Below are 17,500 nucleotides of genomic sequence, written 5' to 3'. Positions count from 1 at the left end.
TGTCCCGGCGACCCTGGAGCCTTTCGGCCGGGGTACGGCTATCCTCATCGCATCAACCACTTGAGGAGGATGACATGCGCAAACCACGGGATTACGACGCAGAGCTGAAGGCGCTCGAGGACAAGGCGCGGGAGTTGAAGACGCGCAAGGTCCAGCAGCTGGGTGAGCTGGTCATCGCAACCGGGGCCGACGCGCTGGCGCCCGAGGAATTGGCGGGCGCGCTGAGCGTGCTGGCCGAGACGACGGACGCGGCGATGCGGGAGGCCTGGGCGAAACGCGGGGCGGTGATGTTTCGGGGCAAGACCCGGCGATCTGGTCAGACGGATAGCGGCGACCGAGGCGGCAGTGAAACGAAACCGGGCCGCGCTGAACCGCCTGCAGGCGGCCCGGGCGCGGCATGACCGGCGCGACTGGCAGATGGACCGGCGCAAGCGCACCCGGCAGCTGATCGAGCTCGGCGGGCTCATGAAGAAGGCGGGCATCGTCCAGATCACGGGCGATGACCGGACGCTCATCTTCGGCGCGCTCCTTTGGATGGCCGACCGGCTCGAAGGTGAGCCAGGCGAGCACGCGCGCAATGTCTGGCGCGACTGGGGGCGCGCGGCATTCGAGATGGAAGCGAAGGAGAAGGCAGGGAAGTGAGGAAGTGAGGAAGTGTACCCGGCTCACCGGACCAGCTCCACGACCTCGCCGCTCTTGCCCGTGGCGAACCTCCCCCAGGCGTCCATCAATGCGCGGCGGCGGTCGAAAAGATCGGAGCGCGCATAGGCCCGTTCGACCTCGTTGCCGGTCGCATGCGACAGCGCGGTCTCGGCCACCTCGCGATCCGCATGGGCGCTCTCGCTGCACCAGTCGCGGAAGGTGGAGCGGAAGCCGTGCACCGTGAACCCGTCCGCGCCCATGCGGCCAAGGAGCGGCTTGAAGGCCATGACGGAGAGAGGCTGTGCCTTGTGATCTTTGCCGCGTTTCGGGCTGGGAAAGACGCAAGTTGGATCGAGGCCACGGACCTTTTCGAGCACCGCCAGCGCCTCGGGCGAGAGGGGCACGCGATGCGGTACTCCGCGCTTCATCCGCGCGTCGGGCACCAGCCACACACCGGCCTCCAGATCGAGCTCAGACCATTCCGCGCCCCGCACCTCGCCGCTGCGCAGCGCGGTCAGGATCAGGAATTCGAGACACCGGGCCGAGACCGCCTCGCGCGCCGCAAGCTGCGCCATGAAGGCAGGCAACTCGCGCCAAGGCATCGCCGCCATGTGCTCGGCCTTCCGCTTCACGGCCGGCAGCGCCTTCTTCAACCCCGCAACGGGGTTCTCGTGCGGATAGTGCCCTGCCCCTTTCGCCCAGTCGAAGACGGCGGCAATGCGCTGTTTCACCCGGCGTGCCGTATCATGCTTCTTCGCCCAGATCGGGTTCAGGATGGCGAGGACATCGGCCGAGGTGATGGACTGGATCGGACGCTTGCCGATCTTCGGGAAGGCGTAGAGTTCCAGCGACCGCAGCCAGAGCTCCGCGTGACGGTCGCTCTTGAGGGTGCGGGAGAGCGAGGCGTGATGACGCTTCGCGGCCTCTTCGAAGCTTAACTCTTCGCGTTTCCGAAGCAGGTCCGGGTCGCGCCCCGACCGGGCCTCGGTGCGCAGCTTGCGCGCCTCCTCGCGGGCCTCGGCGAGGCTCATCCAGGCGAGGCTGCCCAAGCCCAACTCCCGACGTCGGCCATGAACGAGGGTGCGCAGGATCCAGGATTTCGCGCCGGTCGGCCCGACCCGGAGGTAGAGCCCGTCGCCATCTCCATACATCCCCGGCTTGCGGGTTGCGGCGACGCGCTTGACCGACAGTTTTCCCATCCTGCTGCCCTCTCAGGCCTAAACTTCTGTCCCGCCATTTGTCCCACCACTCGGCATGAGAAATGGTGGGACAAATGGTGGGACAGAGTGAAATCGACTGGGACAGGTGAGGCCCCGTTTATCTATCAAGCATATGCTAAGAAATGATTTTTTGCAATGTCGCGAGACAGTATGACGAAGGGGTTATGTAGCCCTACGGGCTGCCACTGGTTTTTCCCTGAAAAGCTGTCTTGCAAAACCCTTTGGCCGGCGACATATCCACGCCATGACCGGGATCAAAGTTCTTTGCATTGTCATGTTCGGCCTGCTTGCGGGGCAGGGCCTTGCGCAATCGGACAGCACACCCCGTGTGCCGAATTCTGCGGCTGAAATCAGCCTGTCTTTTGCGCCTTTGGTCAAGGAAGCCGCACCCGCCGTTGTGAACATCTATGCACGCCGCGTTGTTCAATCACAGCGCAGTCCGTTCGAAGGCGATCCGTTTTTTGGAGGGCTTTTCAGAGACTTCGGCGCGCCGCGCCCTCGGGTTCAGAACTCTCTGGGCTCTGGGGTTATCGTGTCTCCGGATGGGTTCGTCGTGTCAAATTACCACGTCGTCGGGCAGGCCGACGATATTCGTGTCGTGCTGAACGATCGCCGCGAATACCAAGCCCGCGTTTTGATTGGTGACGAAGAATCCGACCTCGCAATTCTCAAGATCGACACCGACGCAATGCCGTATCTTACATTGCGCGACAGCGATACGGTTGAGGTTGGAGAGTTGGTTTTGGCCATCGGCAACCCCTTTGGTGTGGGTCAGACGGTGTCTTCAGGTATCGTTTCTGGTCTTGCCCGGTCCGGTACGGCCACCGGGAATGGGCGTGGGTATTTCATCCAGACCGATGCGCCGATCAATCCGGGAAATTCCGGCGGCGCACTGATTGATATCGCGGGGCGGATGATTGGGATCAACACGTCGATCCTGACACGGTCCGGTGGGTCGAACGGCATCGGGTTTGCCATTCCGGCCGCATTGGTCGCACAATTTCTGGATCAGGCGCGCGCTGGGAAAACCGCCTTTGAACGTCCTTGGGCCGGCGCGACCGGGCAACCGGTGGATGCCGATCTGTCCGATGGACTTGGTTTGCTGCGTCCCGAAGGTGTCATCATCACCGCGTTGCATCGTGCCAGCCCGCTCTCGACTGCGGGCATTGACGTGGGCGATGTCGTTGTCGAAGTTGCGGGAAAGCCAGTGAACACACCCGCCGAGATGTTGTTCCGTATGTCGGTCGAAGGTCTGGGTGAAGAGGTCGAGATGGTGTACCTTCGAAATGGTGAGCTTTTTCACACCACTGTCGCCCTTATCGCGCCGCCTGACCAGCCACCACGAGAGGCGCGTGTACTGTCCGAGGGAGAGGTCCTGACGGGACTGCACGTGGCACGGGTCAATCCGGCGGTGACGGCCGAGCTTGGGCTGCCGTTGAATAAGGATGGCATTGTGGTGATCGAAGCAGGACCGTTGGGGCGTCGTGTTGGGCTTCAAACAGGTGACGTGATCCGCCGGGTGAATCGCTTTGTTATTCAGTCACCATCAGATGTTGGCCCTGCCCTTAGACAGGCCGCCCCAAACGTGTCGATCGAAGCGGAACGAGGCGGACAACGCCTGATCCTTCGGTTCCGGGCTTGATCGGTGGCGGACCTGTTCGACACGGGTGACGCGCCCAAAGAGGCGCCTCGACCGCTCGCGGATCGGTTGCGCCCGCGCAAACTTTCCGAAGTGATCGGCCAGTCGCAGGTCATCGGGCCTGACGCGCCGCTCACCGTGATGCTTGAGGCGAGCAGCCTTGGATCGGTGGTTTTTTGGGGGCCGCCGGGTGTGGGTAAGACCACGATTGCGCGCCTGCTCGCAGATGAGACAGAGCTGCATTTCGTCCAGATCAGCGCGATCTTTTCTGGCGTTCCTGAATTGCGCAAAGTGTTTGACGCGGCCAAGCAACGGCGCAAAGCGGGGCAGGGCACATTGCTGTTCGTGGACGAGATCCACCGTTTCAATAAGGCGCAGCAGGACGGGTTCCTTCCGCATATGGAAGATGGAACGATCCTTTTGGTTGGCGCGACGACCGAAAACCCTTCTTTTGAGCTCAATGCCGCTTTGCTCAGTCGAGCGCAGGTTCTGGTTCTGGAACGGCTCAATCTGGTCGATCTCGAACGCCTAGCCCAGCGCGCAGAAGCCGAATTGGACCGGACTTTACCGTTGGATGCCTCGGCACGGGAAAACCTGTTGGACATGGCCGATGGCGACGGTCGTGCGCTGCTCAATCTGATTGAGCAGGTTATGGCGTGGCATGTCGACAAACCGCTTGATAGTGCGGCGCTTGGGCAGCGCTTAATGAAACGCGCGGCGCAGTACGACAAATCGGGGGATGCGCATTACAATCTGATTTCGGCGCTCCACAAATCGGTGCGCGGGTCAGACCCGGATGCCGCTCTTTATTGGTATGCGCGGATGCTCGATGCGGGCGAAGACCCCCGCTACCTAGCCAGACGCATCACCCGCATGGCGGTCGAAGACATTGGGTTGGCCGATCCGCAGGCGCAAGCAATCTGTCTGCAAAGCTGGGAAACCTTTGAACGTCTCGGCAGCCCTGAAGGCGAATTGGCCATCGCGCAGGCGCTGGTCTATATCGCCCTCGCGCCAAAATCGAACGCGGTCTACGCGGCTTACAAAGGCGCACGCGCGGCAGCGAAAAAGACCGGATCACTGGTGCCGCCCAAACACATCCTGAATGCCCCGACCAAGTTGATGAAAGAGCAGGGCTACGGCACTGGCTATTCCTACGATCATGACGCTGAAGACGGGTTTTCGGGACAGGACTACTTTCCGGAATCAATGGGACGAACCGAGTTCTACGCACCAGTCGAACGTGGTTTTGAACGTGACCTGAAAAAGCGCATCGACTATTTCGCCAAGCTGCGGGCCAAGAGAAACGACTGACGGATTAGGCCGAGACTCTGATCCAGCTGCCCATGCCCGCCTGATGATGGGCCAGCATGTGGCAATGGAACAGCCAATCCCCGGGATTGTGCGCCTGAAACGCTATTTCGCGAGTTTCCTGCGGGTTCAGCAGGATCGTGTCGCGTAAGGGCCCCAGTGACCCATCTGCCAGAACCTCCGAGAAATGCATCCCGTGCAGGTGCATCCCGTGCGGGAACGCCGTGTTGTTGGCCATGCCAATCCGAGCGCTTTCGCCAAGCGACAGGTCCAGCAGCGGTGTTTCGGGTCGCCCCGCCACGCCGTTCAACGCCCAGAAGAGGCCACGTTGTCAACGGCGGAGTAAAATTAGGCCACGGGGCGGCGCAAAACTGGGCCACTTTGGGTTTACGCGGGACGCGGGTGATGAGCGGCGGCCAGTCAGCCGCGCTCTCCATGTAGCTGGCGGGTGACTGGCCGCCTTGGACCGTCAGGTCCAAGTCTGGGCTTTGGATCAGTTGATGTTTTCGCCGGGCTTGCGTGCGCGGCTTTGCGCGAGGCGATAGCTTTCGCCGTTCATCTCGAGGATGTTGACGTGGTGGGTCAACCGGTCGAGGAGCGCGCCGGTCAGCCGCTCGGTGCCGAAGGTCTCGGTCCATTCATCGAAGGGCAGATTGCTGGTGATCAGCGTGGCGCCGCGCTCGTAGCGCTGGGAGATCATCTCAAAAAGCAGCTCGGCGCCGGTCTTGGACAGGGGCACGAATCCGAGCTCGTCGATGATCAGCAGCTTCACGGCAGCCATCTGCTTCTGGACGCGCAGCAGCCGACGTTCGTCTCGCGCCTCCATCAGCTCGTTGACCAGCGCGGCGGCGGTGGTGAAGCTGACAGACATGCCCTTCTGGCAGGCTGCCAGTCCCAAGCCCAGTGCAATGTGGGTTTTGCCGGTTCCGCTGGGCCCGAGGGCGATCACGTTCTCACGCCGGTCGATCCATTCGCAACGCCCCAGTTCCAGCACCTGCATCTTGTTCAGCTTCGGGATCGCCTTGAAGTCGAAGCTGTCGAGGCTTTTGGTGGCCGGGAACTTCGCGGCCTTGATGCGGCGCTCGACCATCCGCCGCTCGCGGTCAATGAGTTCCAGTTCCACGAGGCGCGACAGGAACTGGACATGGTCCAGTCCTTCGGCGGCGCATTGACGCGCAACCTTCTCGTGCTCCCGCAAGAATGTGGGCAGCTTCAGCGTCTTCAGATGGTGGGCAAGCAGGATCTTCGGGGCCTCGGTCATTCCGCCGCCTCCGACATCAAGGCCATGTAGCTGGCCGCCCGCGTCGTCTCGACATTCGCCCGCGGCAAGTAGGGGTAGACATCGAGATCAAGCCTCGGGGGGCGCTTCTCCACCTGACAAAGCACGAGGTGCTTCACGGCGTCGAAGCCGACCGCGCCCAGCTTCAGGGCCTTCTTCACGGCGGCATGCAGGTCATCCATCTCGAAGGTCTCGAGCAGACGCAGCACCTGCACATACTCGCGGCGCCCCATCTTGAGCATGCGCGCCTCCATCAGGCGGCGCAAAGTCTGGAACTCTTCGGGCAGGTCCCATTCCGCCAAGGGTGCGGCCTGGTCCAAGGCATTGATCTTGCGCTCGATCAGCGGGAGGTAGTGAACCGGATCAAAGATCATGTCCTCGCGATCGTAACAGCGCGGGTGTCGGGCGATCACCTCCCCGCGACAGCCGATCACGACCTCATCGACATAGCCGCGGATCCAGACATCCTGGTGGCCATAGGCGACCGGGACCGAGTAATCGTTGGTGTCATAGCGCACGAGAGACTGCGAGCTGACCCTGCCGCCCGCTTGGTCGCAGGCGTCGAACGGGGCGGCAGGCAGGGGGCGCATCGCGACCAGATCGCGCTGCAACCTCTCACCGATCGTCTCCTTGTGACCCCGAAGAATGCGCGTCAGGCGTGCGCGGCACTGCCCTTCAAGGTCTGCGTTGAAATCGTCCCAACTGGCAAAGTGGGGGATCGGCACCATGTGGTTGCGGCGGGCGTAGCCGACCATCCCCTCGACAGCGCCCTTGTCGTTCCCCTTCCCGGGCCGACTATAGCGATCCCGAAACAGGTAATGCGACTGCAAGCCGCTGAACAGCGCGGCGCGGATGCGCGTGCCGTCCGGTTGGATCTTCGACACCAGGCAGCGGTCGTTGTCGTAGAGCACCGACTGCGGCACCCCGCCGAAGAAGTCAAACGCGCGGACATGGCCGTCTATCCAGGCCTCCGCCGTCGCCGCTGGATAGGCCCGGACGAAATAGGCATCGCTGTGCGGCAGGTCCATGACGAAGAAGTGCGCCTTCTGCTCGACACCGCCGATGACGACAACCGCTTCGCCAAAATCGGCCTGAGCATGGCCCGGCGGATGAGCCAGCGGCACAAACATCTCCCGGGTCCGCCGCTCGCGATCACGCACGTAATCCTTGACGATCGTATAGCCTCCGGTGAAGCCGTGCTCGGCCTGAAGCCGTTCCCATATCCGCTTGGCCGTATGACGCTGCTTGCGATGCACGACCTTGTCGGCTTCAAGCCAGGCGTCAATGAACTCGGTGAACCCGTCCAGCTTCGGCCGCCTGATCGGCTTGTCCCGCCGGTAGCCAGGCGGCACCGAAAAGGCCAACATCTTATCAACCGTCCCACGCGAAATGTTGAAATGCTTCGCCGCCGCCCGCGCGCTCATGCCCTCGGAACACGCCAAGCGAACCTTCTTGTAAAGTTCCACGGTATAGATCTCCCCGCCCTCCCTGCCGATGCAAGAAGGGAAAAGTGGCAGGATTTTACTCCGCCCGCAGCGAGACTATCCCGCCGCTACCATGGCCTAATTTTGCACCGCCGTTTCCAGCCACGTCCAGCAAGCTCGCGCGCACCTAACTCCTGCCCGTCGACGCGGGCAGCGCGCATGCCACCCATCGCCCCGCCTTCGATCAACAGCGTTGCGGTGCGCGCATTTGCCAGATCAATCGGGAAATCCGGATTTGGTGGCAGGATCACCTTTTCCGACCGCGCCGCTTTGGACGGACCAGAGACCGGGAAATGTGCGATGGCATATCCGCCGTCGCGTTCAAAAGTGATCAGAAACGCCTCTTCGTCATCGGTCGTGACATCGACAATCAGGTCGATGCGCTGTGCCGGAGCAAGGATAAGCTCCTCGGGTAGAGTTTGTGGGTCGTTGAGAGGCATGCCATCCAGTGCCACAACCCAGCCGTCAAACCCTTGCAGCCCAAGGGTGAACACCCTCGCATTGGCGGCGTTGATCAATCGCACCCGCACCCTTTCACCGCGCTTCAAAGGATAGGCCGGGTCGATCTGGCCGTTCGCCAGCCAAAGATTGCCGATCCGTCCAGCATGGCTGAGGTCATGAAAATTGTCGAAGGCGGCAAAGCTGCCGTCCTGTTCTAGCCGGACGTCGTCGATCATCAGGGTGATGTCCTGATCCACGTCGGGGGGATCGATTTCGTCGATGATCAAGGGGCCGTAAAGCCCGCGCTCAATCTGTTCCATGCTCTTGGCGTGGCTGTGATACCAATAGGTTCCCGCGTCCGGCAGGGCGAAATTGTAGTCGAATGATGCGCCTTTTGCGATGGGGGCTTGGGTCAGGCCGGGTACGCCGTCCATCCCGTTTTCCAGTCTCAAACCATGCCAATGTACAGACGTCGCTTGCGGGAGCTGGTTTTCCACCGTGACGGCAAGTCTTTCGCCTTGTTGGGCGCGCAGCGCAGTGCCAGGAAATGCAGCATCAAAGCTCCACATCTCGGTGTCGGGATAACCGGCAGGCAAGACCTGCTGCCGATGCACACCGGCGACCAGTCGCGATGTACTGGATTGACCAAAGCCGTCATGCGGAAAGACGCTCACTACAGCGAGAGTGCCCAAGAACTGACGACGGTGCATGTTGGCTCCTCCGGTTTTGATCAAAGAAGCTTAGTGGTCGGACCACAAAGAGCAATGGGGCATTGCTTGACTTCTTGCAGAGGTCGCGCGACAGAGCCTGCATGTTCACCACCCTGTCCCTTGTCGCCCTCGGCGGAGCCATAGGCGCGTCACTTCGGTATTTGTCCGGGGTGGGTGTACTGCGCCTGATCGGACCAACGGAATTCCCGGTGGCGATCATGTCGGTCAATATCGTTGGTTCGTTTCTCATGGGTGTTTTTGCAGCTGCAGCCGCGCATCGCGGTCTGACATCTTTTTCGCCGTTTGTGATGACGGGTGTTTTGGGTGGGTTCACCACGTTCTCGGCGTTTTCGCTCGAGACGATGACGTTGATCGAACGCGGGCAGATGGGGTCGGCTATGCTCTATGTCGTGCTTTCGGTCGTTTTGTCCGTTGGCGGGTTGGCCTTGGGGCTATTGGTGGCAAGGGGTGTCTTTGCATGAGTCAGGTTCAGATCATCACGGTTGGGCCGGGGGATTCCGATCAGCGCCTTGACCGCTGGCTCAAGCGGCTGTTTCCGCATCTTGCACAGGGGCGGATCGAGAAGATGTGCCGCAAGGGTGAACTGCGCGTCGACGGTGGCCGTGTAAAGGCCAGCACGCGCCTTGCCACGGGACAAGAGGTGCGCATCCCGCCGCTCCCGCCTCCCGGTGAGGTCGAGTCGCGCCCCAAGCCCACTGTGTCCGACAAAGACGCCGCGATGATGAAGTCGCTTGTTCTTTACAAGGACGATCACATCATCGCTCTGAACAAGCCCCCCGGTCTGCCGACACAAGGCGGCAGCAAGCAGGTTCGCCATGTCGACGGTCTTGCCGAGGCGCTGACCTTTGGTTTTGACGACAAGCCCAGGCTGGTGCATCGCCTCGACAAAGACACCTCGGGTGTTCTGCTGCTGGCCCGCACGCGCGCGGTCGCCAGTGCACTGACCGAAGCGTTCCGCGCGCGGGAAACCCGCAAGATTTACTGGGCCGCCGTGGCGGGGGTGCCGTTCCCGCAGATGGGGACAATCAAGTTTGGTCTCGTCAAGGCGCCTGGTCATGGCGCGGGTGGCGAGAACGAGAAAATGCGGGCCGTGCATCCGAAAGATGTCGCGACCACCGAAGGTGCGAAACACGCGACGACGGATTATGCCGTTCTCAGCGCACTCGCAAAACGTGCGGCTTGGGTTGCGATGGTGCCGATCACTGGACGGACCCATCAGCTGCGTGCGCACATGGCAGAGCTTGGGCATCCGATCATCGGGGACGGCAAATACGGCGGATCCGGTCAGGAAAACCTTGGCGATGGCTGGGGCGCGATGCTGGGCGGTGGGATCAGCCGTAAGCTGCACCTGCATGCCCGATCCATTTCGCTCAAGCATCCGGTCACGGGTGCGCGGTTGACCATAACCGCGCCGCTGCCGGAACACATGGAACGCACTTGGGAATTCCTGCAATGGAACCCGCGCGATGTGCCGGCCGATCCGTTCGAGGATGTCGATTGATGCCAAACCGTTTGCGGTTGGTGGTTTTCGATGTCGATGGAACGCTGGTCGACAGTAGGGCGCACATCGTGGACGCGATGGAGAGCGCCTTCAGCGGAGTTGGCCTTCCGGTGCCATCTCGCGAGGCGATCCTTCACGGGGTGGGGCTGTCGCTGCCGGAATTGATGGCACAGCTTGTGCCGGATCAGCCGCATAGCGTTCATCAGACGCTGTCCGAGGGATACAAATCCGCGTCGCTGGCCCGTCACATGGCAACAGGCCAAGATGATACAGCGGTGTTCTTCCCCGGAATTCGTGAAGTCTTGGACTGGCTGCGAGCTGATGATTTTACTCTGATGGCGACGGCCACCGGAATGTCGCGACGTGGGTTGGATCGGATCATCATGCAACACCGGCTTGACGGCTATTTCCAGACGACGCAGGTCGCTGACACCCATCCGTCAAAGCCACATCCCTCCATGCTCTATGCAGCGTTGTCTGACACTGAGGTTCAGGCGGAGGACGCCGTCATGATCGGTGACACCAGTTACGACATGCACATGGCCAAGGCGGCTGGTCTGCATGCCATCGGCGTGACTTGGGGCAATCACCCTGTCGACCTGCTTGCAGATGCCGACAAGATCGTGAACACCACAGACGAGTTGCAAACCGCATTGGCAGATTGGATCGGGGGACGCACATGAGCGAATGGGCACCGAAACGGTTTTGGAAATCCGCAGACATCCAGATCACAGACCACGGATTCGGCGTCGTACTTGATGGCCGCCCTGTCCGCACGCCCGCCAAAGCCGTTCTGCATGTTCCCAGTCGTTCCATTGCAGAAAGAATCGTTCAGGAATTCGACGCTCAGAACGAAAGGATCGATCCTCGAACAATGCCATTCACAAGAACCGTAAATGCTGCGGTCGACAAGGTGGCGGTCCAGCATGCAGACGTGGCGGACATGCTTGCGGATTATGGGGACAGTGATCTGTTGTGCTATCGCGCCGATTCCCCGGATGAGCTAGTCGCACGCCAGTCCGAAACGTGGGACCCTTTGCTGGATTGGGCGGCAGAGCACCTGAATGCAAGGCTGGAAACAAGGGTAGGGGTCATGCACGCGGCGCAAGGTCCTAGCGCGGTTGCCGAGCTCAGGCAAAAGGTTCACGCGCTGACGGAATTCGAGCTTGCAGCCTTTCACGATTTGGTGGCCATCAGCGGGTCGCTTGTCATTGGCTTTGCCGCCAAAGCCCAGCTCAAGCCAGCCGAAGAGCTTTGGGCGGCGTCACGCGTTGACGAATCCTGGCAACAGGAACAATGGGGCGAGGATGAGGAAGCCATGGAAATGGCAGAGCACAAGAAGGCTGCCTTTTTGCACGCAAGTGAATTCTTGCGATTGCTGAACGTGCAAACCTCGGCCTGACGCAGGGTAAACAGGGCGGTTCTGATCAAAAAATAGGCTATTCGGCTTGACCTCAGCGAATGAATCCTCGCAAAATCGGTGCCATCGCGAGTGGGGGATCCCTACTTTCGTCGTATGAGCGTATACGCGTTCGTGAGAAACCGCAGTGATAGCTGCGGGCTAACAGGAAGAGGTAAACATGAAAAAAATTGCAATTCTTGGCGCGATGACCGTGGCCGGCCTTTCGGCTGGTGTTGCGTCCGCTGCCACACTTGACGACGTCAAGGCACGTGGCAAGCTGAACTGCGGCGTGACCACTGGTCTCGTCGGTTTTGCAGCGCCGAATGCAAACGGTGAATGGGAAGGCTTCGATGTCGGCGTCTGCCGTGCCGTTGCGGCTGCCGTGCTTGGCGATCCGACTGCGGTCGAATTCGTTCCGACAACAGGCAAAACCCGCTTCACGGCGCTCGCCTCTGGCGAGATCGACCTGCTTGCGCGGAACACCACTTGGACGTTCTCGCGCGATGTGGACCTTGGTTTTGAATTCGTCGGTATCAACTACTACGACGGCCAGGGCTTCATGGTTCCCAAGGAGCTGGGCGTGTCCTCGGCCAAAGAACTTGATGGCGCAACCGTCTGTATCCAGACTGGCACCACCACCGAGCTGAACCTCGCGGACTTCTTCCGTGCCAACAACATCAGCTACGAGCCGGTTCCGATCGAAACCAACGCAGAAGCGCAGCCGCTGTACCTTGAAGGTGCCTGCGACGTCTACACGACAGACGCGTCGGGCCTCGCAGCGACACGCGCGGCGTTCGAAAACCCGGGCGACCACGTCGTTCTGCCGGAGATCATCTCGAAAGAGCCGCTTGGTCCGCTCGTTCGTCATGGTGACAACCAGTGGGGCGACATCGCACGCTGGACGCTGAACGCACTGATCGCGGCAGAAGAGCTGGGTGTTACGTCTGCAAACGTGTCGGAGCTGGCGTCGGCTGCAGGAAGTAACCCGGAAATCAACCGTCTGCTCGGCACCGAAGGCACACTTGGTGCGATGCTGGGCCTCGAAGCTGACTGGGCCGTCAAGGCTATCATGGCTGGCGGCAACTACGGCGAACTGTTCGAAAAGAACATCGGTGAGAACACACCGATCGGACTGGCGCGCGGTCTGAACGCGCTCTGGACCGAAGGTGGTCTGCTCTACACACCGCCGTTCCGCTAAGACATTGACTTAGGAAAAGGGCGCGGATCATTTCGCGCCCTTTTTCAAATCAAACAAAAAGCCTTCGGATCAGGCATCAGAGCGCGACAAGCGCCGCCAAGAGAATCCGGAAAAACAGGGATAAACCAATGTCCACCATTTCAGACCCACCGTCGGGGTCGTTTCAGCTGTCGATGCTGATCAACGACACGCGTTACCGGTCCTATACGTTTCAATTCATCGCGCTCATCCTGCTCATTCTGGCTTTTGCCTATCTGGGCTACAATCTACTGGCCAATCTGCAATCAGCGGGTCTGAACATCTCCTACAAATTCCTTGGCGAACCGGCCGGCTATGACATCAACCAAACGCTGATCGAATATACCAGCCAGTCGTCACACTGGCGGGCGTCTCTTGTCGGCGTGCTCAATACGCTTTTGGTGGCGTTCTTGGGTTGTATCATGGCGACCGTGATCGGCGTGGTTGTCGGGGTTCTCAGACTAAGTGACAACTGGCTCGTGCGTCAGCTTATGTCGATCTATGTTGAGATCTTCCGGAACGTTCCGGTGCTGGTCTGGATCCTGATCATCATGGCGGTCTTTATCGCCGTCTTGCCGCAACCCCGTGATTTCCGCGGAGAAGATGCAACAGCCTCGATGGTTTTTGGGGCTTTTGCGTTCACAGGTCGTGGTTTCTACTCCCCTGCGCCGGTCTTCGGTCCAGGTTCGGGTGTTGTGGTTGCCGTGTTCCTCGCGTCGATTGCAGGGATTTTTGCATTCCGCAATTATGCGAAGAAAGCACTCTATGACCGTGGCCAACTGATCCCGACACTGTGGCCTTCACTGGCGATTTTCTTTATTCCGGCTATACTTGCCTTTTTCGTCATGGGACGCCCGATCACGTTGGACTTGCCGTCGCTTCAAGGCTTCAACTTCCAAGGCGGCATCTTCATGCGCAACTCGCTGATTGCGCTTTGGTTCGCCCTGTCGATCTACACCGCGGCTTTTATCGCGGAAAACGTCCGGGCTGGTATCCTTGCCGTCAGCAAGGGTCAGACCGAAGCCGCCGCGTCCCTTGGGCTGCGTCCTGGCCGGATTATGAATCTCGTGGTGCTTCCGCAAGCGCTGCGGGTGATCATCCCGCCGCTGATCTCTCAGTACCTGAACCTCACCAAGAACTCGTCGCTGGCGATCGCGGTGGGCTATATGGACCTGACCGGCACGTTGGGGGGCATCACGCTCAATCAGACGGGCCGCGCCATCGAGGCGATCTTCCTGCTCATGCTGTTCTACCTCGCCATCTCGCTTGCGATTTCTGCGATCATGAACGTGTACAACAACGCCGTTAAGCTGAAGGAGCGCTGAGATGTCAGATACACATGCACAGACAGTCGCTTTCGTCCGCGACACGATGTTGCCCGAGCAACCGCCGCCCGCATCTGAGGCAGGTGCGATCAAATGGGTTCGTGAGAACCTTTTCAAAGGGTGGTTCAATTCGATCCTGACGATCGTGTCGATCTTCGTCATCTACAAGATCGTCTCCGGCGTGTATCCGTGGTTCGCAAACGGCATCTGGGACACCAGCTCTCTTGCAGAATGCCGTGAGATGCTGGACGGCATGACCGGGGCCTGTTTCTCGGTGCTGACGGAACGCTGGAATCAACTTTTGTTCGGGTTCACCTATCCGCCCGAGGCGTACTGGCGTCCAACGCTCGCGGTTATCCTTCTGATTGTCGCGATTGCGCCGGTCCTTTACCCCAAAGCACCACGCAAGCTGCTGTATTTCACAGCGGTTTACCCGTTTCTGGCGTTTTGGCTGATCTGGGGCGGTACGCTACTGACACCGCTACTCGTTCTCGTCGGTCTGATAGCCGGTTACTTCGCGTTCAAACAGTTCGAGCGTCAAAGCTTTGCTATGGGTATGCTGGCCGGCCTGGTCGCGACAGTGGTCGTAATCTGGGCAGGCGGGGTTATTCCGGCGTCGATGCCGGACGTTTTGGCCATTCAGGCTATCCCGTCCCGTGATCTGGGCGGCTTCATGCTAAATATGATCCTCGGCACAGTCTGCGTTTCACTGTCCCTGCCGCTGGGCATTCTGCTTGCACTGGGTCGACAGTCGTCGATGCCGATCATCAAGTGGATGTGCGTGATCTTCATCGAATTCATCCGGGGCGTTCCGCTGATCACATTGCTGTTCGTGGCAAACGTGGTTCTGGCGTATTTCTTCCCGCCGGGTTCGAATATCGACCTCGTTCTGCGTGTAATCATCATGATTACGATGTTTTCGTCAGCCTACATCGCAGAGGTGATCCGGGGTGGTCTGGCGGCACTTCCGCGCGGCCAGTACGAAGCGGCAGACAGTCTTGGTCTTGATTATGCACAGGCGACGCGTCTGATCATCATGCCCCAGGCGCTCAAGATCTCGATCCCCGGAATCGTCAACGTTGCGGTGGGGCTGTTCAAGGATACCGTGCTTGTTTCTGTGATTTCGATGTTCGATCTCGTGGGTATGATCCGCGGGCCGATCCTCGCCTCCACCGAATGGAACGGTGTCTATTGGGAACTCTGGGGCTTTGCGGTCTTCGTGTTCTTCATCGTCTGCTTCAGTATCTCGAAATACTCACAGTGGCTCGAGCGTCAGCTTGCCACCGATCACCGATAAGGAGGCCTAGCAATGGCTGAATCTGCAAATGCACCCATGGCCGTCTCTGACGAGGTGGCAATCCAGATCCAGAACATGAACAAGTGGTATGGATCGTTCCACGTCCTTCGCGATATCGACCTCACCGTCTATCGCGGAGAACGCATCGTTATCGCTGGCCCGTCGGGGTCAGGGAAATCCACGCTCATCCGGTGCATCAACGCGCTGGAAGAGCATCAGAAAGGCAAGATTACAGTTGATGGAACGGTGCTGTCTTCGGACATCAAGAACATCGACACGATCCGCTCCGAGGTCGGGATGGTGTTCCAGCACTTCAACCTGTTCCCCCATCTGACCATTTTGGAAAATTGCACGCTGGCCCCGATCTGGGTGCGCAAGATACCCAAGCGTGAAGCCGAACAGACGGCGATGCACTTTCTCGAAAAGGTGAAGATCCCAGAGCAGGCCAACAAATACCCGGGCCAGCTTTCGGGTGGTCAGCAGCAGCGTGTGGCAATTGCGCGTTCGCTTTGCATGCGCCCGCGCATCATGCTCTTTGACGAACCCACATCGGCGCTTGATCCCGAGATGATCAAGGAAGTGCTTGATACGATGGTGGAACTGGCCGAAGAGGGCATGACCATGCTCTGTGTAACCCACGAGATGGGTTTCGCCCGCCAGGTCGCCAACCGCGTGATCTTCATGGACGCAGGTCAGATCGTTGAACAGAACGAACCCGAAGAGTTCTTCAACAATCCACAGAATGAACGGACCAAACTTTTCCTGAGCCAGATCCTCGGTCATTGACGGTTCGTCACGCAATACACATTCAACGCCTCGGATCATGTCCGGGGCGTTCTTTTTTGTTGGAGCGGTGGTGGCTTAGTTCGACTATTCGGCGGCTATGATCTCGCGCGGGATCGCAAAGCCCGCGCAGTTCCCGGTGCCTTTGCGAAGATCGCTCCACGCCGACATATCAAAGTGGATCAGGGTGGTTGCACAGGTCGGATAATCCGCAAAGCGCGGGTGATCTGGCCACTCTTTGACCAAGCCCTGTGCGCACTCCGCAATTCCGTGATTGTGACCTAACAGCAGAAGGGTGTCACCCGTAACACTTCGCACGGTCTCAATGATCTCGTCGGCCTCGGCCAGATAAAGCGCGCGTACGAACTGTGTGGGAACCATAGGGATATCCAAAAGGTCCAATGTCTGCCGTGTGCGTGTCGCGGTTGAGCAAAGGACCGCATCGGGCAACCAACCTTGATCCGCCAGCCAACGTCCCATCGCTGGTGCACTCTCCATTCCACGCGCGTTGAGAGGTCTGCTGTGATCATCGCCCGAAGCTGACCAATCCGATTTGGCATGACGCATGAGGATCAGTCGTTTCACGTGGGGATGGCCTTTCCTTGAGTGCGGGTCACTCTCCCAAAAATGCACGCATGTGAAAAGCGGATTGTTCCGCGCGACGTCCGAACTTTGCCGAGATCGGACAGGCCCTGCGGACAAGGCACCCCTCGCGGCACGCCGCTCCTTCAGGAGACCGGATGTGTGCCACGCAAGCGGGGACGTCGTACTCTTGTCCGGGGGCAAGCGCGCCAACAGGGCAGGCTGTCTCGCAGGGGCGCGTGTCGCATGTCTGGCAGGGACTGACCTCTTTGGCAGGAAGGTCGAACCTCACGGGTAACGCAAGAGCCGCCCGAAAGCTGATGAACAGTCCTGCCCGGCGGTGCACGAGCAATCCAATGGGGGAAGACCAGTTTGCCCCGCTGCGTTCAGCCCACCGTAAGAAGGGCGCATAGGGCGGACCGTCATAGGGAAAGATTGCCGTTCCGTTAAAAGGAGCCGACACCGTCGCTACGACCCGCTTCGACCAGCGGTCCAATGGATGCGGCTGGCGGTCGCAATATTCAGGCGATGCGATGAAGATGTCCCAGAACCGGGGTTCGTCAGGGCCGAGAAGAACAAGCGTCTGTGTGCCGTCTGGGGCAGAATCTTCCGGTCTGGGATGCAACGCTCCGCACAGCGCCAAACCAACT

Annotated in this window: 18 protein-coding genes; 12 read left to right on the top strand and 6 right to left on the bottom strand. The window is 59.9% G+C overall.

The annotated features are described in order from the left end of the window. The first annotated feature begins 74 nt into the window (after window positions 1-74). Together ACK3EW_RS14970 and ACK3EW_RS14965 are read left to right on the top strand one after the other, a co-directional pair. A complete protein-coding gene (locus tag ACK3EW_RS14970; protein WP_493806821.1) occupies window positions 75-401 on the top strand; it encodes a conjugal transfer protein TraD in 327 nt (108 codons plus the stop codon). After that, on the top strand, window positions 346-642 hold the full coding sequence (locus ACK3EW_RS14965; protein ID WP_493806820.1) for a conjugal transfer protein TraD: 297 nt from the start codon (window positions 346-348) through the stop codon (window positions 640-642). Before ACK3EW_RS14970 ends, ACK3EW_RS14965 begins: the two co-directional genes overlap by 56 nt. 23 nt (window positions 643-665) lie before the next feature. Here ACK3EW_RS14965 and ACK3EW_RS14960 read toward each other — a convergent pair whose 3' ends face one another. Beyond that, window positions 666-1,841: a tyrosine-type recombinase/integrase gene (locus tag ACK3EW_RS14960; protein WP_493806819.1), complete on the bottom strand. Its 1,176-nt coding sequence runs from the start codon at window positions 1,839-1,841 to the stop codon at window positions 666-668. Window positions 1,842-2,106: 265 nt separating this feature from the next. Between ACK3EW_RS14960 and ACK3EW_RS14955 the strand changes: the two genes are divergently transcribed. Then, window positions 2,107-3,504: a trypsin-like peptidase domain-containing protein gene (locus ACK3EW_RS14955; RefSeq protein ID WP_493806818.1), complete on the top strand. Its 1,398-nt coding sequence runs from the start codon at window positions 2,107-2,109 to the stop codon at window positions 3,502-3,504. Window positions 3,505-3,507: 3 nt separating this feature from the next. Then, window positions 3,508-4,812 (top strand): replication-associated recombination protein A, encoded by a 1,305-nt coding sequence (locus ACK3EW_RS14950; RefSeq protein ID WP_493806817.1) that lies wholly within the window; start codon window positions 3,508-3,510, stop codon window positions 4,810-4,812. 4 nt (window positions 4,813-4,816) lie between these two features. On the opposite strand, the gene ACK3EW_RS14945 is transcribed toward ACK3EW_RS14950, so the two are convergent. The 4 genes from ACK3EW_RS14945 to ACK3EW_RS14930 form a co-directional block, all read right to left on the bottom strand. Then, on the bottom strand, window positions 4,817-5,119 hold the full coding sequence (locus tag ACK3EW_RS14945; protein ID WP_493806816.1) for a multicopper oxidase domain-containing protein: 303 nt from the start codon (window positions 5,117-5,119) through the stop codon (window positions 4,817-4,819). A 183-nt stretch (window positions 5,120-5,302) separates the two neighbouring features. Next, complete coding sequence (gene istB, locus ACK3EW_RS14940) at window positions 5,303-6,070, bottom strand: IS21-like element helper ATPase IstB (protein WP_493806540.1); 768 nt, start codon at window positions 6,068-6,070, stop codon at window positions 5,303-5,305. After that, window positions 6,067-7,563, bottom strand: a complete 1,497-nt coding sequence (istA, locus tag ACK3EW_RS14935) for an IS21 family transposase (RefSeq protein ID WP_493809689.1) — start codon at window positions 7,561-7,563, stop codon at window positions 6,067-6,069. The genes istB and istA overlap by 4 nt, the downstream gene beginning before the upstream one ends. A gap of 77 nt (window positions 7,564-7,640) precedes the next feature. Then, window positions 7,641-8,723, bottom strand: a complete 1,083-nt coding sequence (locus tag ACK3EW_RS14930) for a multicopper oxidase family protein (RefSeq protein ID WP_493806815.1) — start codon at window positions 8,721-8,723, stop codon at window positions 7,641-7,643. Window positions 8,724-8,824: 101 nt separating this feature from the next. Between ACK3EW_RS14930 and crcB the strand changes: the two genes are divergently transcribed. The 8 genes from crcB to ACK3EW_RS14890 all read left to right on the top strand — a co-directional run bounded on the left by crcB (window position 8,825) and on the right by ACK3EW_RS14890 (window position 16,271). Beyond that, window positions 8,825-9,205, top strand: coding sequence for a fluoride efflux transporter CrcB (crcB, locus tag ACK3EW_RS14925; protein WP_493806814.1), 381 nt, complete (start codon window positions 8,825-8,827; stop codon window positions 9,203-9,205). Continuing rightward, on the top strand, window positions 9,202-10,245 hold the full coding sequence (locus tag ACK3EW_RS14920; RefSeq protein ID WP_493806813.1) for an RluA family pseudouridine synthase: 1,044 nt from the start codon (window positions 9,202-9,204) through the stop codon (window positions 10,243-10,245). Before crcB ends, ACK3EW_RS14920 begins: the two co-directional genes overlap by 4 nt. Then, the gene (locus ACK3EW_RS14915; protein WP_493806812.1) at window positions 10,245-10,928 is read left to right on the top strand and encodes an HAD-IA family hydrolase; all 684 of its coding nucleotides are present in this window, start codon (window positions 10,245-10,247) and stop codon (window positions 10,926-10,928) included. Before ACK3EW_RS14920 ends, ACK3EW_RS14915 begins: the two co-directional genes overlap by 1 nt. Next, window positions 10,925-11,647 (top strand): ATP12 family chaperone protein, encoded by a 723-nt coding sequence (locus ACK3EW_RS14910; RefSeq protein ID WP_493806811.1) that lies wholly within the window; start codon window positions 10,925-10,927, stop codon window positions 11,645-11,647. The genes ACK3EW_RS14915 and ACK3EW_RS14910 overlap by 4 nt, the downstream gene beginning before the upstream one ends. A 178-nt stretch (window positions 11,648-11,825) precedes the next feature. Then, complete coding sequence (locus tag ACK3EW_RS14905; protein ID WP_085628195.1) at window positions 11,826-12,845, top strand: amino acid ABC transporter substrate-binding protein; 1,020 nt, start codon at window positions 11,826-11,828, stop codon at window positions 12,843-12,845. 128 nt (window positions 12,846-12,973) lie between these two features. Then, window positions 12,974-14,188, top strand: a complete 1,215-nt coding sequence (locus ACK3EW_RS14900; RefSeq protein WP_493806810.1) for an amino acid ABC transporter permease — start codon at window positions 12,974-12,976, stop codon at window positions 14,186-14,188. Between the two features lies 1 nt (window position 14,189). Beyond that, entirely contained in the window at window positions 14,190-15,485 is a 1,296-nt protein-coding gene (locus ACK3EW_RS14895) for an amino acid ABC transporter permease (RefSeq protein WP_493806809.1), read from the top strand. A 36-nt stretch (window positions 15,486-15,521) separates the two neighbouring features. Further along, window positions 15,522-16,271 (top strand): amino acid ABC transporter ATP-binding protein, encoded by a 750-nt coding sequence (locus tag ACK3EW_RS14890; RefSeq protein WP_439120066.1) that lies wholly within the window; start codon window positions 15,522-15,524, stop codon window positions 16,269-16,271. An 84-nt stretch (window positions 16,272-16,355) separates the two neighbouring features. Here the strand turns inward: ACK3EW_RS14890 and ACK3EW_RS14885 are convergent, their stop codons facing one another. Next, window positions 16,356-16,853 (bottom strand): SixA phosphatase family protein, encoded by a 498-nt coding sequence (locus ACK3EW_RS14885; protein WP_493806808.1) that lies wholly within the window; start codon window positions 16,851-16,853, stop codon window positions 16,356-16,358. Window positions 16,854-17,500 lie beyond the last annotated feature (647 nt).

The sequence above is a fragment of the Marivita sp. NO-S04 genome, assembly GCF_059070475.1.
This window is presented reverse-complemented; position numbering and strand designations above follow the sequence as displayed.

Coding starts and splice junctions, on each gene's coding strand:
- ACK3EW_RS14970 (WP_493806821.1), top strand. CDS start 75: ATGCGCAAACCACGGGATTACGACGCAGAGCTGAAGGCGCTCGAGGAC.
- ACK3EW_RS14910 (WP_493806811.1), top strand. CDS start 10,925: ATGAGCGAATGGGCACCGAAACGGTTTTGGAAATCCGCAGACATCCAG.
- ACK3EW_RS14890 (WP_439120066.1), top strand. CDS start 15,522: ATGGCCGTCTCTGACGAGGTGGCAATCCAGATCCAGAACATGAACAAG.
- ACK3EW_RS14955 (WP_493806818.1), top strand. CDS start 2,107: ATGACCGGGATCAAAGTTCTTTGCATTGTCATGTTCGGCCTGCTTGCG.
- crcB (WP_493806814.1), top strand. CDS start 8,825: ATGTTCACCACCCTGTCCCTTGTCGCCCTCGGCGGAGCCATAGGCGCG.
- ACK3EW_RS14895 (WP_493806809.1), top strand. CDS start 14,190: ATGTCAGATACACATGCACAGACAGTCGCTTTCGTCCGCGACACGATG.
- istB (WP_493806540.1), bottom strand. CDS start 6,070: ATGACCGAGGCCCCGAAGATCCTGCTTGCCCACCATCTGAAGACGCTG.
- ACK3EW_RS14920 (WP_493806813.1), top strand. CDS start 9,202: ATGAGTCAGGTTCAGATCATCACGGTTGGGCCGGGGGATTCCGATCAG.
- ACK3EW_RS14930 (WP_493806815.1), bottom strand. CDS start 8,723: ATGCACCGTCGTCAGTTCTTGGGCACTCTCGCTGTAGTGAGCGTCTTT.
- ACK3EW_RS14900 (WP_493806810.1), top strand. CDS start 12,974: ATGTCCACCATTTCAGACCCACCGTCGGGGTCGTTTCAGCTGTCGATG.
- ACK3EW_RS14915 (WP_493806812.1), top strand. CDS start 10,245: ATGCCAAACCGTTTGCGGTTGGTGGTTTTCGATGTCGATGGAACGCTG.
- ACK3EW_RS14960 (WP_493806819.1), bottom strand. CDS start 1,841: ATGGGAAAACTGTCGGTCAAGCGCGTCGCCGCAACCCGCAAGCCGGGG.
- ACK3EW_RS14905 (WP_085628195.1), top strand. CDS start 11,826: ATGAAAAAAATTGCAATTCTTGGCGCGATGACCGTGGCCGGCCTTTCG.